Source organism: Actinomadura sp. K4S16 (assembly GCF_008327685.1).
Classification (GTDB): Bacteria; Actinomycetota; Actinomycetes; order Streptosporangiales; family Streptosporangiaceae; genus Spirillospora.
On the sequence record NZ_BDDE01000012.1, the window covers coordinates 22,196 to 35,397 of the forward strand.

The following is a 13,202-nucleotide window of genomic DNA, read 5'->3' on the forward strand; positions in this document are numbered from 1 at the left end:
GGGCACTTCAAATGTCTCGTATCGGACGTCTCCCCATCTCCGTCCCCAGCGGTGTCGAGGTGAAGCTCGAGGGCCGCGAGGTCACCGTCAAGGGGCCGAAGGGCACGCTCTCGCACACTGTCGCCGAGCCCATCGAGGTCAGCCAGGAGGACGGCAGGCTCGTCGTCTCCCGGCCCAATGACGTCAACAAGGTGCGCGGCCTGCACGGGCTCACCCGGACGCTGATCAACAACATGGTCGTCGGGGTCACCGAGGGCTACAAGAAGACCCTGGTCATCCAGGGCGTCGGCTACCGGGTGGTGGCCAAGGGCAAGAACGTGGAGTTCTCGCTCGGCTACAGCCACCCGATCCCGTTCGAGGCGCCGGAGGGCATCACCTTCACGGTGGAGAGGCCGACGCAGCTCGTCGTCGAGGGCATCGACAAGCAGCTCGTCGGTGAGATCGCCGCCCGCATCCGCAAGCTGCGCAAGCCCGACCCGTACAAGGGCAAGGGCGTGCGCTACGAGGGCGAGCAGATCCGCCGCAAGGTCGGAAAGGCTGGTAAGTAGTCATGGCAGGCACCAAGACCCTGGCCGGCAAGGCCACGAGCGGTCGCCAGCTTGCTCGCAAGCGTCGGCACCTGCGGGTCCGCAAGAAGGTCGTGGGCAGCGCCGCGCGGCCGCGCCTGGTCGTGACCCGCTCCAGCCGGCACGTGTTCGTCCAGGTCATCGACGACGACAAGGGCCACACGCTGGCCAGCGCGTCGACGATGGAGGCGGACCTGCGCGCCGACTCCGGCGACAAGACGGCCAAGTCCCGCAAGGTCGGCGAGCTCGTCGCCGAGCGGGCCAAGCAGGCCGGCGTCCACGCGGTCGTGTTCGACCGCGGCGGCAACAAGTACCACGGTCGTATCGCCGCGGTCGCGGACGGTGCGCGTGAGGGGGGCCTCGAGCTCTGATGGCCCTTTACAAGGTGAACGAGAGGAACCACTGATGGCAGCGCAGAGGCGTGGTGGCGGTCAGGGTGGCGACCGTCGCGACCGCCGCGACGACCGCCGCGGTGGCGCCGACAAGGGCCAGTCGTACATCGAGAAGGTCGTGGCGATCAACCGTGTCGCCAAGGTCGTCAAGGGCGGGCGTCGCTTCAGCTTCACCGCCCTGGTGATCGTCGGTGACGGCAACGGCACCGTCGGCGTCGGCTACGGCAAGGCCAAGGAGGTGCCCGCGGCGATCGCCAAGGGCGTCGAAGAGGCCAAGAAGCACTTCTTCAAGGTGCCGCGGATCCAGGGCACCATCCCGCACCTGGTGCAGGCGCGCGACGCGGCGGGCGAGGTCCTGCTGCGCCCGGCCAGCCCCGGTACCGGTGTCATCGCCGGTGGTCCGGTGCGCGCGGTGCTGGAGTGCGCCGGCATCCACGACGTGCTGAGCAAGTCGCTGGGCAGCGACAACGCGATCAACATCGTGCACGCCACGATCGCGGGTCTGAAGTCGCTGAAGCGTCCGGAGGAGATCGCGGCCAAGCGCGGCCTGCCGATCGAGGACGTCGCCCCGGCGGCCATGCTGCGCGCGCGCGCCGCGGGCAGCGAGCCGAGGGCGGAGGTCGCGTCGTCATGACGAACCTGAAGATCACGCAGACCAAGTCCGTGATCAGCGAGAAGCAGAACCAGCGTGACACGCTGCGCACCCTGGGCCTGAAGAAGATCGGGCAGAGCGTGGTCCGCGAGGACCGCCCCGAGGTGCTCGGCATGATCCGGACGGTGGCGCACCTGGTCACCGTCGAGGAGGTCGACTGACATGGCGGCTGATCTCGGTAAGGACTCCGCCGCGGAGACCGAGGGCACCCCGCTCAAGGTGCACGACCTGCGTCCGGCCCCCGGCGCCAACAAGGCCAAGACCCGCAAGGGCCGCGGCGAGGCGTCCAAGGGCAAGACCGCCGGCCGCGGCACCAAGGGCACCAAGGCCCGCAGCACGGTCCCCGTCGGGTTCGAGGGCGGCCAGATGCCCCTGATCCGCCGGGTGCCGAAGCTCAAGGGCTTCAAGAACCCGAACCGGGTCGAGTTCCAGGTCGTGAACCTGGACAAGCTCGCCGCGCTCTACCCCGAGGGCGGCGAGGTCACGGCCGAGGACCTGGCGGCCAAGGGCGCGGTGCGCCGCGGCCGTCCGGTCAAGATCCTCGGTACCGGCGACATCTCCGTCGCGGTCCAGGTGAAGGCGCACGCCTTCTCCGGCGCCGCCAAGGAGAAGATCGCCGCCGCCGGCGGATCCGCCGACGAGCTGTAAGGAAACACCTCTGATGCCGGGGCCGTGCCCGCGTGAGGTCCGGGGCCTTGAGGCCGCCGGGCCCGGCGGGGCGGCCCCGGTGTCATCTGCTGTTAGAGTCACACGAGCGAAGGTGCCCTGCGTGAGATTGCGCACTCTGCCGTCACACCGGGTATTCTCCGCCCGAACTCATGGACCTGAAACCGCCCCCTCGGCGGCCATGAACCCGCCAGTCGCGCAGGAGGAATGGTGCTGACCGCGTTCGCTCGGGCTTTCCGTACGCCTGACCTGCGTAAGAAAATCCTTTTCACGTTGTTCATGATCGTGGTGTTCCGGATCGGATCGATCCTGCCCACGCCCAACGTGAACGTGAAGGTGCTGAGGGAGACCGCCAACGCGGCCAAGGATCAGAACACCCTCTACGGCCTGGTCGACCTGTTCAGCGGCGGCGCGCTGCTGAAGCTCTCGGTCTTCGCGCTCGGCATCATGCCGTACATCACGGCCAGCATCATCTTGCAGCTGCTGACGGTGGTGATCCCCCGGCTGGAGGCCCTGAAGAAGGAGGGCCAGGCCGGCACGACGAAGATCACCCAGTACACGCGGTACCTGACGGTCGGATTGGCGATCCTGCAGGCGACGGGCATCGTCGCGATGGCGAGCACCGGTCAGCTGTTCCAGGGCATCTCCGGAAGCGGCGACATCCTGTATGACACGGGCGTCTTCCCGATCATCACCATGGTGATCATCATGGTGGCGGGCACGACCGTCATCATGTGGCTGGGCGAGCTGGTCACCGACCGCGGCGTCGGCAACGGCATGTCCATCCTGATCTTCACCCAGGTGGTGGCGGTCTTCCCCGCCCAGTTCTGGAGCATCTACAAGAGCAAGGGCGGCTTCGTCTTCGCGATCGTGGTCCTGGTGGGCCTGGCGATCATGGCCGGCGTGGTGTTCGTCGAGCAGGCGCAGCGGCGCATCCCGGTCCAGTACGCCAAGCGCATGGTGGGCCGCCGCATGTACGGCGGCACGTCGACCTACATTCCGCTGAAGGTCAACCAGGCCGGCATCATCCCGATCATCTTCGCCTCGTCACTGCTCTACCTGCCGGTTCTGGCCACCCAGTTGTGGCCGAACACCAAGTGGCTGCAAAAGGTCCAGCCGTATCTCCAGCAGGACAACGCCTGGCACATGGGGATCTTCTTCGTCTTCATCATCTTCTTCACGTACTTCTACGTCGCGATCACCTTCAACCCCACTGAAGTCGCCGACAACATGAAGAAGTATGGTGGATTCATCCCAGGTATCCGTCCTGGTCGGCCGACCGCCGAGTACCTCGACTTCGTGCTGACCCGGATCACCACACCCGGTGCGCTCTACCTGGGGCTCGTGTCCCTCATCCCGATGGTCGCCTTCGCACTCATGAAGGCGAGTTCGGACTTCCCGTTCGGCGGCACGAGCATCCTCATCGTCGTCGGCGTCGGACTGGATACCGTGAAGCAGATCGAGAGTCAGCTCCAGCAGCGCAACTACGAGGGCTTCCTCCGGTAGTGCGTATCGTCCTGGTGGGCCCCCCGGGTGCGGGCAAGGGGACGCAGGCCCAGTTCATCGCATCTCACCTGTCCGTCCCGAAGATCTCGACAGGTGACATCTTCCGCGCGAACGTCAGCGGCGGGACGCCGCTCGGCCGGCAGGCCAAGCAGTACATGGACCGCGGTGACCTCGTCCCCGACGAGGTCACCATCGCGATGGTGCGCGACCGGCTCGGCGAGGACGACGCCCGCGACGGCTTCCTGCTGGACGGGTTTCCGCGCAACGTCCCGCAGGCCGAGACGCTGAAGAAGATCCTCGCCGAGTGGGACACCCGCCTCGACATCGTCCTCGAACTCGTCGTCGACGAGGACGAGGTCGTCCGGCGGCTGTCGGGCCGGCGCACCTGCGACAAGTGCGGCCGGATCTGGCACGTCGACTTCGACGACAAGCAGGACGACATCTGCGACGACTGCGGCGGGCACCTGTTCCAGCGGGACGACGACAAGGAAGAGGTCGTCATGCACCGCCTGGAGGTGTACCGGCACGACACGGCCCCGCTGGTGCAGTTCTACGCCGACGAGAACATCCTCGTCGGCATCGACGCCACGGGCCCGGTCGAAGAGGTCACCAAACGCGCCCTCACCGCGCTGCGTCCGCTGGAGAAGTAGAGCCACCGGCAGGTCGGGCCACCGGAAGGCAGTGCCACCGGAAGGCAGGGCCGCCGGAAGGCGGTGCCACCCGAACGGCAGGGTCACCGGGAAGCAGGGCCACAGGAGAAGTGACGGGCCCGTCGACGAGTGCGGCGGGCCCGGCGGACAGACACCGGCGCGGACGCGGGGGATCCCGCGTCCGCGCGGCCGTTTCGGAACCGAGCGGCCGTCCCGGGACCGAAACGACCGGCCCGATACCGGAGCGACCGGCCCGGTAGGGGAAGCGACTGGCCCGATACCGGGGCGACCGGCCCGGTGCGGGGACGGGTGCAAGGGGAGAGATGTTCAAACGGCGCAGGCTCACGATCCAGATGAAGACCTCGGAGCAGATCGAGCTGATGCGCGCGGCGGGGCTGCTCGTCGGCCGCACGCTGGAACTGCTGCGCGAGGCCGCCAAGCCCGGCATGAGCACGCTGGACCTGGACGCGCTCGCCGAGCAGCACATTCGCGACAACGGCGGCGTCCCTTCGTTCAAGGGCTACCACGGCTTCACCGGGACGATCTGCGCGTCGGTCAACGAGGAGATCGTGCACGGCATCCCGCGGGCCGACAAGATCCTTCGCGAGGGCGACGTGCTGTCCATCGACTGCGGCGCGATCGTGGAGGGCTGGCACGGCGACGCGGCCGTCACGGTCCCGCTCGGGGAGATCACCGACGAGCAGCGGCGGCTGCTGGAGGTCACCGAGGAGTCCCTGTGGCGCGGTCTCGCGGCCGGACGCGCGGGGGCCCACCTGACGGACATCTCCCACGCGATCGAGGCTCATATCCGCTCTCAGGGCGCCTACGGCATCGTCGAGGGCTACGGCGGGCACGGCATCGGCACCGAGATGCACATGGACCCGCTCATCCCCAACCACGGGGCGCCCGGCCACGGGCCCGTCCTGGAGCCCGGGATGTGCTTCGCGGTGGAGCCGATGGTGAACCTCGGCACCAAGGAGACCGCCGAGCTCGACGACGGCTGGACGGTCGTGACGACCGACGGCCGCACCTCGGCGCACTTCGAGCACACGTTCGCGGTCACGCCGGACGGTCCCCGCGTCCTGACCGCGCTCGACGAGGGCCGCGAGTGGTTCGCGAAGCTCGGATCCGCGCCGCAGAATGGATAAAGGGCCCAACAGGGCCCGAGGCCGCGGTCCGGTCGACAGCCGCGGCCTGAGCAAGGGCACGGTCTGAGCGCGGCTTGAGCAGGGGCGCGGTCTGGTCGGAAGGCGCGGCCTGATCGAGAGACGCGGTCTGGTCGGAAGGCGCAGTATGGCCGTAGGACGCGGTATGGATGGAGAGGGCAGGCCCCTCCGACGGGGCAGGTCCTGAGGAGCGGAGGAACGATGGCGCCGAACCCTGAGATCCGGGCGTCGGACGCCGACCGCGACCGGGTGGCCGCGAGCCTGCGCGAGCACTGCGCCGAGGGCCGGATCACGATGGACGAACTGCAGGAGCGGCTGGACGCGGTCTACGCGGCGAAGACGCTCGGGCAGCTCCAGGAGGTCACCTCCGACCTGCCGGAGGAGGACCTCTACCAGCTCCCGGTCCCGGCGCGGAGCAAGGGCACCGCGTCGCCGGCGCGGCCGCCCTCCGGCGACCTCGAAACGCGGCGCATGCGGGCGATGTGGGGCGCCTGGGCCGCGGTCAGCGCGATCAACCTCACCGTCTGGCTGATCATCCTGGTGACCACGGGCGCGGTCTACCCGTGGTGGATCTGGGTGGTGGGCCCCTGGGGCGCCGTCCTGCTGATGCGGACGATCTTCGGCGGTCGCCAGGGCGGCTGCTAGACCCCGCCCCTCGCCCAGTCCACCGCCGACGCTCAGTGCGTGGGCGGCCGGGTCACTCCACGTCCATCAGGGGGCGGTAGTTGCCGGTCGGGGCGAAATGGGTGGTGGCGGTGCCGTCCTCGCCTATGAGGTGGAGGGCGAACCCGGCGGGCTCGCCGGTGACGGCCGCGCGGCCCTGTTTGGTGAGGTCGAGGAACAGCTGCCGGTAGGTGCTCGGGCAGGTGGTGCTGACCCGTCCCGCCAGCGATCCGACCGACGCCCGGTGGACGTGCCCGGAGATCACCCGCACGACCTGCGGATAGCGCGCGATCACGGCGGCGAACCCGGCGGGGTCGACGAACCGCAGGTCGTCGATGAACCGCATCCCGATGGGGTACGGCGGGTGGTGGGTGGCGACCACGGTCGGCGTGTCGGGCGCGGCGCTCAGTGCCTCGTCCAGCCAGGCGAGCCGCTCCTCGCTCATGTGCCCGTGGGAATGGCCGTCGACGGTGGTGTCGCAGCACACGAGCCGCACCCCGGCCACGTCGACGGCGTACTGGAGGGGCGCCCGCGGGCCGGTCCCGGTGGCCGCGACCGCCGGATGGTCGGCGAAGGCCCGCCGCAGTTCGTCGCGGTCGTCGTGGTTGCCGCACATCGGGTACACGGCCATCGGCAGCGGCGACAGCAGCGCGTGCAGCCGGGCGTACTCGGCGGGCCGGCCGCCGTCGGCGAGGTCGCCGGTGAGGACGACGGCGTCGGGCCGCGCGGGCAGCGACAGCAGGCTCGACACGGCGGCCCGCAGCGCGCGGACCGGCCCGGAGTCGTCGTCCACCCCGCCGTCGCGTCCGGCCGCCAGGTGAATGTCGCTGAGCTGCGCGATGATCGCCATCAATCCCCTCCCCGTTGCCCAAGCACATCACGGAACCGCACGCTCCGGGCGGCCCGGGGCGAGCGGGGCGCCGGGACGATCTTCGCGTCCTGGCGCCCGTACTGTCGACTCGCCTCCCTGGCGGACCAGGTGCCCCCTGAGGAACCGTTACGCCTCAGGCGGCTTCCTGGCGGGGGAGACGCCCCTCACACCCTCGCGTCAAGCGAGTTGCCTGTGGGGGGCGACCCCCCACACCCCCGCGTCAGGCGACGTGCGGGATGACCAGGGAAAGAGCCGATGTGACCTCTTCGGGAGCGGGTGCGACGTCCGGGACGACGTCGCGGAGGGCCAGCCAGCCGTTGATGGCCTGCACGGTCGGCTTGGCCTCGATGAGCTGCGGGTCGTCGAGCCCGTACCAGGCGGCGACCTTGGACCACCGCCACAGCCGGTGGCCCGCGGTGGACATCTCCGAGGACGGGAAGCCGGTGGCGCCGCGCGCCCCGGTGATCGCGTGCCGGACGGAGTCGAGGGAGCGACCGACCCGCTCGGCGATGTCGCGGATGGTCAGCAGCGGGTCGGCCTCCACCCGCAGGACGTGAACGCCGGGCGCGCTCTCCTCGACGTGCCCGACCACCTCCATGATCGCGGCGGCGAGGGTGGGGCCCGTCCAGTTGCAGGAGGCGTTCCCCAGACGGTCGGCCGAGCGGAGCTCGTCGGTTGGATGGTGGCGGGTGGGGGCTGGAGGACGGTCTGCGTGGTGCGGCTCGCTGATGATGGAGACCGTGACCGCGCCGTGGGTGCGGTCGAACAGCGGGTCGAGCTCGTCCTCGTAGAGGGGACGGCTGAGGATCAGCGCGAAGTCGTAGCTCGGCATGCTGACCCTCCTCGTACGTCTCTCTCCTGGAAAGGTACAACGCGGACGCGATGTATGCTTGACTTGGGAGCAGTCTCCGGACACGTATCATGCGTCGATTTCGCATTGGACGGCCGGTTGACGTAGACTCCCTTGTCGGTCCGTCGACGGCCGCCCATCTCCCCTTTGGCGCTTCCGCGCCGCGGTGCGGGTTGCGGCCGATTCTCCCCTGGAGAGCCGGGCCGCGTCCAATGAGCCGATCAGCGAAGCGCGGAGGACATGCCCAAGAAAGAAGGGGCCATCGAGATCGAGGGCACCGTCATCGAGTCGCTGCCCAACGCCATGTTCAGGGTGGAGCTCGACAACGGGCACAAGGTGCTCGCCCACATCAGCGGCAAGATGCGGATGCACTACATCCGGATCCTGCCGGACGACCGCGTCGTTGTGGAGCTGAGCCCCTACGACCTCACGCGCGGTCGGATCGTCTACCGCTACAAGTAAATCCCACTGGGGTTGCCTTCCCCGTGCGTGGCGGCGCGGGGGTGACCCTTATCTCTAGGAGACCCAGTGAAGGTCAAGCCGAGCGTCAAGAAGATCTGCAACAAGTGCCGCGTCATCCGCCGGCACGGCCGGGTCATGGTCATCTGCTCCGACCCGCGCCACAAGCAGCGTCAGGGCTGACGCTCAACAACCAGCAAGCGCATCGCAGCCTTCACACGGCCGTACGCGCCGGGCCCCGGAAGACCGGGATCCGGCCGTACGGCACCGTCGTGTGGAGGAGCACCCCCGGACCTCCGGAGGCCGGGGCCGCCACCCGGGCAGGGTGTGTGCGGACGCGGTGTGTCCATACCTCCGGACGAATGAAGGGAACTGCCCACGATGGCACGCCTCCTCGGCGTCGACCTCCCGCGCGAAAAGCGCCTCGAGGTCGCTCTCACCTACATCTTCGGCATCGGCCGGACGCGGGCGCTGGAGACCCTCTCGGGTACCGGCATCAGCGGCGACCTGCGGGTGCACCAGCTCGGCGACGACGAGCTGGTCAAGCTCCGCGACTGGATCGAGGCGAACTACAAGATCGAGGGTGATCTTCGCCGCGAGGTCCAGGCGGACATCCGCCGCAAGATCGAGATCGGGTGCTACCAGGGCATCCGGCACCGCCGCGGGCTTCCGGTGCACGGTCAGCGCACGCAGACCAACGCGCGCACCCGCAAGGGCAAGAAGAAGACCGTGGCCGGCAAGAAGAAGGCCGGCAAGAAGTAGTCCGGAGTCGGTCCTCCGGATCGATGACCTCAAGAGTAGAGAGAGCACATGCCTCCTAAGAGCCGTGTCGGCGCCAAGAAGGTGCGCCGCAAGGAAAAGAAGAACGTCGCTCACGGGCACGCCCACATCAAGAGCACGTTCAACAACACGATCGTTTCGATCACCGACCCCAACGGCAACGTGATCTCCTGGGCCTCCTCGGGCCACGTCGGGTTCAAGGGCTCGCGCAAGTCCACCCCGTTCGCCGCGCAGCAGGCCGCCGAGGCCGCCGCCCGGCGCGCGATGGAGCACGGCATGCGCAAGGTCGACGTCTTCGTGAAGGGCCCGGGCTCGGGCCGCGAGACCGCCATCCGGTCGCTGCAGGCGACCGGCCTGGAGGTGGGCTCGATCCAGGACGTCACGCCCGTTCCGCACAACGGCTGCCGCCCGCCGAAGCGCCGCCGGGTCTGAGCAGGGGAGATCTAGAACAATGGCTCGTTACACCGGTGCGGACTGCAAGCTCTGCCGCCGCGAGAAGATGAAGCTGTTCCTCAAGGGCAGCAAGTGCGAGGGCCCGAAGTGCCCGATCGAGATCCGTCCCTACCCGCCGGGTGAGCACGGTCGCGGTCGGCCCAAGGAGACCGAGTACCTGCTGCAGCTTCGTGAGAAGCAGAAGGCGCGGCGCATCTACGGCGTGCTGGAGCGGCAGTTCCACAACTACTACGTCGAGGCGAACCGCCAGCAGGGCAAGACGGGTGACAACCTGCTCACGCTGCTGGAGCGCCGGCTCGACAACGTCGTCTACCGGGCCGGCTTCGCCAAGTCCCGCGACATGGCCCGCCAGCTCATCCGGCACGGCCACATCCGGGTCAACGGCAAGAAGGTCAACATCCCGTCGGCCCTCGTCAGCGAGGCCGACATCATCGACGTCAAGCCGAAGTCGATGGAGATGACGCCGTTCCAGGTCGCCAAGGCCGAGGTCGGCGAGCGCCAGGTCCCGGCGTGGCTCGGGGTCGACGGCGAGAAGATGCGGATCCTCGTGCACTCGCTGCCCGTCCGCCAGCAGATCGACGCTCCCGTCCAGGAGCAGCTGATCGTCGAGCTCTACTCCAAGTAGGGGCTCAGCGCCGCCGGGGTCCCGTGGGGCCAGTCCCTGTGGGATCCCGGCGGATCGGGGAAGAATCCAGAACGCGGTAGTCAAATAGCGGGCACCGCGGAAAGAAGGCACCACCATGCTCATCGCTCAGCGTCCGACTCTCACCGAAGAGCAGGTCGACGAGTACCGGTCGCGGTTCACCATCGAGCCGCTGGAGCCGGGCTTCGGCTACACGATCGGCAACTCGCTGCGTCGTACCCTGCTCTCCTCGATTCCCGGTGCGGCCGTCACCAGCATCCGGATCGAAGGCGTCCTGCACGAGTTCTCCACCGTGCCCGGGGTGAAGGAGGACGTCACCGACATCATCCTGAACCTCAAGGAGCTCGTCGTCTCCTCCGAGCACGACGAGCCGGTCGTCATGTACCTGCGCAAGCAGGGCCCGGGCGAGGTGACCGCGGCCGACATCGCGCCGCCGGCGGGCGTCGAGGTCCACAACCCCGACCTCCACATCGCCACGCTGAACAACAAGGCCAAGCTGGAGATGGAGCTGACGGTCGAGCGCGGCCGCGGCTACGTCTCCGCCGCGCAGAACAAGCAGCCGGGCCAGGAGATCGGCCGGATCCCGATCGACTCCATCTACTCGCCCGTGCTCAAGGTCACCTACAAGGTCGAGGCCACCCGAGTCGAGCAGCGCACCGACTTCGACCGCCTCATCCTGGACGTGGAGACCAAGCAGGCGATGCTGCCGCGCGACGCGGTCGCCTCCGCCGGCAAGACCCTCGTCGAGCTGTTCGGGCTGGCCCGGGAGCTCAACGTCGAGGCCGAGGGCATCGACATGGGCCCGTCCCCGACGGACGCCGCGCTCGCCGCGGACCTGGCCCTGCCGATCGAGGAGCTGAACCTCACCGTCCGCTCCTACAACTGCCTGAAGCGCGAGGGCATCCACTCGGTGGGCGAGCTCGTCGCCCGCAGCGAGCAGGACCTGCTCGACATCCGCAACTTCGGCGCCAAGTCGATCGAAGAGGTCAAGCAGAAGCTCAACGACATGGGCCTGTCGCTGAAGGACTCCCCGCCCGGGTTCGACCCGAGCGCGGCGGCCGACAACTACGGCGACGACGACCAGAGCTACGCCGAGACCGAGCAGTACTAGAACCCGATTCCGGCGGCCGGGGGGCCACGCTCCCCGGCCGGCCCGGAACCAGCTGACACCGGTACCTGATACGGCCGGTGCAGGAAGGAAACGACATGCCCCAGCCCACCAAGGGCGCCCGCCTCGGCGGCGGTGCCGCGCACCAGCGCCTGATCCTGGCGAACCTGGCCACGGCGCTGTTCGAGCACGGCCGCATCACCACCACCGAGGCCAAGGCCCGGCGGGTGCGTCCGCTGGCGGAGAAGCTGATCACCAAGGCGAAGAAGGGCGACCTGCACAACCGTCGCCTGGTCGCCAGGACGATCCGCGACAAGAGCGTCCTGCACGAGCTCTTCACCGAGATCGCGCCGCGCTTCGAGAACCGTCCCGGCGGCTACACCCGCATCACCAAGATCGGGCCGCGCAAGGGCGACAACGCCCCGATGGCCGTGATCGAGCTGGTGCAGGAGCAGCTGGCGGCGTCCACCGGCGGGGCCGCTCCCGCGGCGGCGCCGAAGGCCGAGGAGACCGAGTCCAAGACGGAGGCGGACGACACCACGGCCGCCACCGCCAAGGACGAGGCGGCCGACGAGGCCGCCGACACCAAGGACGAGGGCGACAAGGAGTAAATCCGCCGCCCGACCTTGGGGAGCGTTTGCTCGACATTCGCGAGGGCCCGCCGTTTCCATCGGGACGGCGGGCCCGAACTTTGCCAGACTTGATCGCATGGTCATGTCAGGGGGGCGACGATTCACCGGGGAGCGTGTCAGGGGAGTGCCCGATGAACGCGGCGCCTCGGGAGGGATGAACGGACGTTGCAGAAGGACGACTCGGCTGACATGACCGCACTTGTACGACTCCGGCTCGACATCTCCTACGACGGGTCGGACTTCGCGGGCTGGGCGAGGCAGCCGAACCAGCGGACCGTCCAGGGCGTCATCGAGGACGCGCTGGCGCGGATGCTGCGTCTGGACCCGCCGCCCATGCTCACCGTCGCCGGCCGCACCGACGCCGGCGTCCACGCCCGCGGGCAGGTCGCCCACCTCGTCGTCCCCGTCGCCGCCTACTCGGCGATCAACGGGACGATGCCGCGCCGTCTCGCCGGGCTGCTGCCCCCGGACGTGCGTGTGTGGCGCGTGTCGATCGCGCCGGAGGGGTTCGACGCGCGGTTCTCGGCGCTGTCCCGCCGCTACGTGTACCGGGTGTGCGACAACCCCTTCGGGGTGGAGCCGCTGCGCCGCCACGACGTGCTGTGGCATCCCCGCCCGCTGAACCTCGACCGGATGAACGAGGCGGCCCGCAGGCTGGTGGGCGAGAACGACTTCGCCGCGTACTGCCGCAGGCGGGAGGGCGCGACGACGATCCGCGAGCTGCTGCGCTACGAGTGGACGCGCGACGACCGCGACCCGCACCTCGCGCTCGCCACCGTGGAGGCCGACGCGTTCTGCCACTCGATGGTCCGGGCGCTCGTCGGCGCGCTGCTGATGGTCGGGGACGGGCGGCGCGAGGTCGACTGGCCGGCGCAGGTGCTCGCGGCCCGCGTCCGCGACTCCGGCGTGAATGTGGCGCCCGCGCACGGCCTGTCCCTGGAGGAGATCCGCTACCCCGGCGACGAGAGCCTGGCCCGGCGCGCGCAGGAGACCCGCCGCGTCCGAACGCTGAACGCGACCGCCGCCGCGTCCGCCGACCAACCCGCCACCACCGGCGCCGCCGCCCCCCGCCAGGACGGCTGACCAACCAGGGCGGCTGACCTGGCACTGCCGGTCGGGCAGAGCGACCGACCGGGCAGGGCTGC

General features: G+C 69.3%; 19 protein-coding genes. 17 read left to right on the forward strand and 2 right to left on the reverse strand.

Annotated features, from left to right (window positions below):
* Positions 1 to 11 precede the first annotated feature (11 nt).
* From rplF to K4S16_RS11575, 9 genes are all read left to right on the forward strand, one after another.
* Entirely contained in the window at positions 12 to 548 is a 537-nt protein-coding gene (gene rplF / locus K4S16_RS11535) for a 50S ribosomal protein L6 (protein WP_149258923.1), read from the forward strand.
* 2 nt (positions 549 to 550) lie between these two features.
* A complete protein-coding gene (gene rplR / locus K4S16_RS11540; protein ID WP_089314936.1) occupies positions 551 to 937 on the forward strand; it encodes a 50S ribosomal protein L18 in 387 nt (128 codons plus the stop codon).
* A 34-nt stretch (positions 938 to 971) separates the two neighbouring features.
* Positions 972 to 1,592 (forward strand): 30S ribosomal protein S5, encoded by a 621-nt coding sequence (gene rpsE, locus K4S16_RS11545; RefSeq protein WP_372505490.1) that lies wholly within the window; start codon positions 972 to 974, stop codon positions 1,590 to 1,592.
* Positions 1,589 to 1,771 carry a 50S ribosomal protein L30 gene (gene rpmD / locus K4S16_RS11550; protein WP_089324452.1) on the forward strand — a complete coding sequence of 61 codons (183 nt, stop codon included), beginning with the start codon at positions 1,589 to 1,591 and terminating at the stop codon, positions 1,769 to 1,771. Before rpsE ends, rpmD begins: the two co-directional genes overlap by 4 nt.
* A gap of 1 nt (position 1,772) precedes the next feature.
* Positions 1,773 to 2,258: a 50S ribosomal protein L15 gene (gene rplO, locus K4S16_RS11555; protein ID WP_149258924.1), complete on the forward strand. Its 486-nt coding sequence runs from the start codon at positions 1,773 to 1,775 to the stop codon at positions 2,256 to 2,258.
* Positions 2,259 to 2,486: 228 nt separating this feature from the next.
* Positions 2,487 to 3,782, forward strand: a complete 1,296-nt coding sequence (gene secY / locus K4S16_RS11560; RefSeq protein WP_149259523.1) for a preprotein translocase subunit SecY — start codon at positions 2,487 to 2,489, stop codon at positions 3,780 to 3,782.
* Positions 3,782 to 4,432 (forward strand): adenylate kinase, encoded by a 651-nt coding sequence (locus K4S16_RS11565; protein WP_149258925.1) that lies wholly within the window; start codon positions 3,782 to 3,784, stop codon positions 4,430 to 4,432. Before secY ends, K4S16_RS11565 begins: the two co-directional genes overlap by 1 nt.
* Positions 4,433 to 4,755: 323 nt before the next feature.
* Positions 4,756 to 5,580 carry a type I methionyl aminopeptidase gene (gene map, locus K4S16_RS11570; RefSeq protein ID WP_149258926.1) on the forward strand — a complete coding sequence of 275 codons (825 nt, stop codon included), beginning with the start codon at positions 4,756 to 4,758 and terminating at the stop codon, positions 5,578 to 5,580.
* Positions 5,581 to 5,799: 219 nt separating this feature from the next.
* Positions 5,800 to 6,243, forward strand: coding sequence for a DUF1707 domain-containing protein (locus tag K4S16_RS11575; protein ID WP_149258927.1), 444 nt, complete (start codon positions 5,800 to 5,802; stop codon positions 6,241 to 6,243).
* Positions 6,244 to 6,295: 52 nt separating this feature from the next.
* Here the strand turns inward: K4S16_RS11575 and K4S16_RS11580 are convergent, their stop codons facing one another.
* Positions 6,296 to 7,111, reverse strand: a complete 816-nt coding sequence (locus tag K4S16_RS11580) for a phosphodiesterase (RefSeq protein WP_149258928.1) — start codon at positions 7,109 to 7,111, stop codon at positions 6,296 to 6,298.
* Positions 7,112 to 7,352: 241 nt separating this feature from the next.
* On the reverse strand, positions 7,353 to 7,964 hold the full coding sequence (locus tag K4S16_RS11585; RefSeq protein WP_149258929.1) for a hypothetical protein: 612 nt from the start codon (positions 7,962 to 7,964) through the stop codon (positions 7,353 to 7,355).
* Positions 7,965 to 8,222: 258 nt separating this feature from the next.
* On the opposite strand from K4S16_RS11585, the gene infA reads away from it, so the two are divergent.
* The 8 genes from infA (at position 8,223) to truA (ending at position 13,140) form a co-directional block, all read left to right on the forward strand.
* Positions 8,223 to 8,444 (forward strand): translation initiation factor IF-1, encoded by a 222-nt coding sequence (gene infA / locus K4S16_RS11590; protein WP_018657567.1) that lies wholly within the window; start codon positions 8,223 to 8,225, stop codon positions 8,442 to 8,444.
* Between the two features lie 66 nt (positions 8,445 to 8,510).
* Complete coding sequence (gene rpmJ, locus K4S16_RS11595; protein ID WP_021596712.1) at positions 8,511 to 8,624, forward strand: 50S ribosomal protein L36; 114 nt, start codon at positions 8,511 to 8,513, stop codon at positions 8,622 to 8,624.
* Positions 8,625 to 8,822: 198 nt separating this feature from the next.
* Positions 8,823 to 9,203, forward strand: a complete 381-nt coding sequence (rpsM, locus tag K4S16_RS11600) for a 30S ribosomal protein S13 (protein ID WP_149258930.1) — start codon at positions 8,823 to 8,825, stop codon at positions 9,201 to 9,203.
* A gap of 48 nt (positions 9,204 to 9,251) precedes the next feature.
* Positions 9,252 to 9,653 carry a 30S ribosomal protein S11 gene (gene rpsK, locus K4S16_RS11605; RefSeq protein ID WP_021596710.1) on the forward strand — a complete coding sequence of 134 codons (402 nt, stop codon included), beginning with the start codon at positions 9,252 to 9,254 and terminating at the stop codon, positions 9,651 to 9,653.
* 19 nt (positions 9,654 to 9,672) lie between these two features.
* The gene (gene rpsD / locus K4S16_RS11610; RefSeq protein ID WP_149258931.1) at positions 9,673 to 10,299 is read left to right on the forward strand and encodes a 30S ribosomal protein S4; all 627 of its coding nucleotides are present in this window, start codon (positions 9,673 to 9,675) and stop codon (positions 10,297 to 10,299) included.
* Between the two features lie 115 nt (positions 10,300 to 10,414).
* Positions 10,415 to 11,428 carry a DNA-directed RNA polymerase subunit alpha gene (locus K4S16_RS11615; RefSeq protein ID WP_131741171.1) on the forward strand — a complete coding sequence of 338 codons (1,014 nt, stop codon included), beginning with the start codon at positions 10,415 to 10,417 and terminating at the stop codon, positions 11,426 to 11,428.
* Positions 11,429 to 11,523: 95 nt separating this feature from the next.
* A complete protein-coding gene (rplQ, locus tag K4S16_RS11620) occupies positions 11,524 to 12,036 on the forward strand; it encodes a 50S ribosomal protein L17 (protein WP_149258932.1) in 513 nt (170 codons plus the stop codon).
* A 210-nt stretch (positions 12,037 to 12,246) separates the two neighbouring features.
* Positions 12,247 to 13,140, forward strand: a complete 894-nt coding sequence (gene truA / locus K4S16_RS11625) for a tRNA pseudouridine(38-40) synthase TruA (RefSeq protein WP_149258933.1) — start codon at positions 12,247 to 12,249, stop codon at positions 13,138 to 13,140.
* Positions 13,141 to 13,202: the final 62 nt, after the last annotated feature.

Bases quoted from the DNA above. Each gene is read 5' to 3' on its own strand.
- rplF (WP_149258923.1), top strand. From the start codon at position 12: ATGTCTCGTATCGGACGTCTCCCCATCTCCGTCCCCAGCGGTGTCGAG.
- rplR (WP_089314936.1), top strand. From the start codon at position 551: ATGGCAGGCACCAAGACCCTGGCCGGCAAGGCCACGAGCGGTCGCCAG.
- rpsE (WP_372505490.1), top strand. From the start codon at position 972: ATGGCAGCGCAGAGGCGTGGTGGCGGTCAGGGTGGCGACCGTCGCGAC.
- rpmD (WP_089324452.1), top strand. From the start codon at position 1,589: ATGACGAACCTGAAGATCACGCAGACCAAGTCCGTGATCAGCGAGAAG.
- rplO (WP_149258924.1), top strand. From the start codon at position 1,773: ATGGCGGCTGATCTCGGTAAGGACTCCGCCGCGGAGACCGAGGGCACC.
- map (WP_149258926.1), top strand. From the start codon at position 4,756: ATGTTCAAACGGCGCAGGCTCACGATCCAGATGAAGACCTCGGAGCAG.
- K4S16_RS11575 (WP_149258927.1), top strand. From the start codon at position 5,800: ATGGCGCCGAACCCTGAGATCCGGGCGTCGGACGCCGACCGCGACCGG.
- K4S16_RS11580 (WP_149258928.1), bottom strand. From the start codon at position 7,111: ATGGCGATCATCGCGCAGCTCAGCGACATTCACCTGGCGGCCGGACGC.
- K4S16_RS11585 (WP_149258929.1), bottom strand. From the start codon at position 7,964: ATGCCGAGCTACGACTTCGCGCTGATCCTCAGCCGTCCCCTCTACGAG.
- infA (WP_018657567.1), top strand. From the start codon at position 8,223: ATGCCCAAGAAAGAAGGGGCCATCGAGATCGAGGGCACCGTCATCGAG.
- rpsM (WP_149258930.1), top strand. From the start codon at position 8,823: ATGGCACGCCTCCTCGGCGTCGACCTCCCGCGCGAAAAGCGCCTCGAG.
- rpsK (WP_021596710.1), top strand. From the start codon at position 9,252: ATGCCTCCTAAGAGCCGTGTCGGCGCCAAGAAGGTGCGCCGCAAGGAA.
- rpsD (WP_149258931.1), top strand. From the start codon at position 9,673: ATGGCTCGTTACACCGGTGCGGACTGCAAGCTCTGCCGCCGCGAGAAG.
- K4S16_RS11615 (WP_131741171.1), top strand. From the start codon at position 10,415: ATGCTCATCGCTCAGCGTCCGACTCTCACCGAAGAGCAGGTCGACGAG.
- rplQ (WP_149258932.1), top strand. From the start codon at position 11,524: ATGCCCCAGCCCACCAAGGGCGCCCGCCTCGGCGGCGGTGCCGCGCAC.
- truA (WP_149258933.1), top strand. From the start codon at position 12,247: ATGACCGCACTTGTACGACTCCGGCTCGACATCTCCTACGACGGGTCG.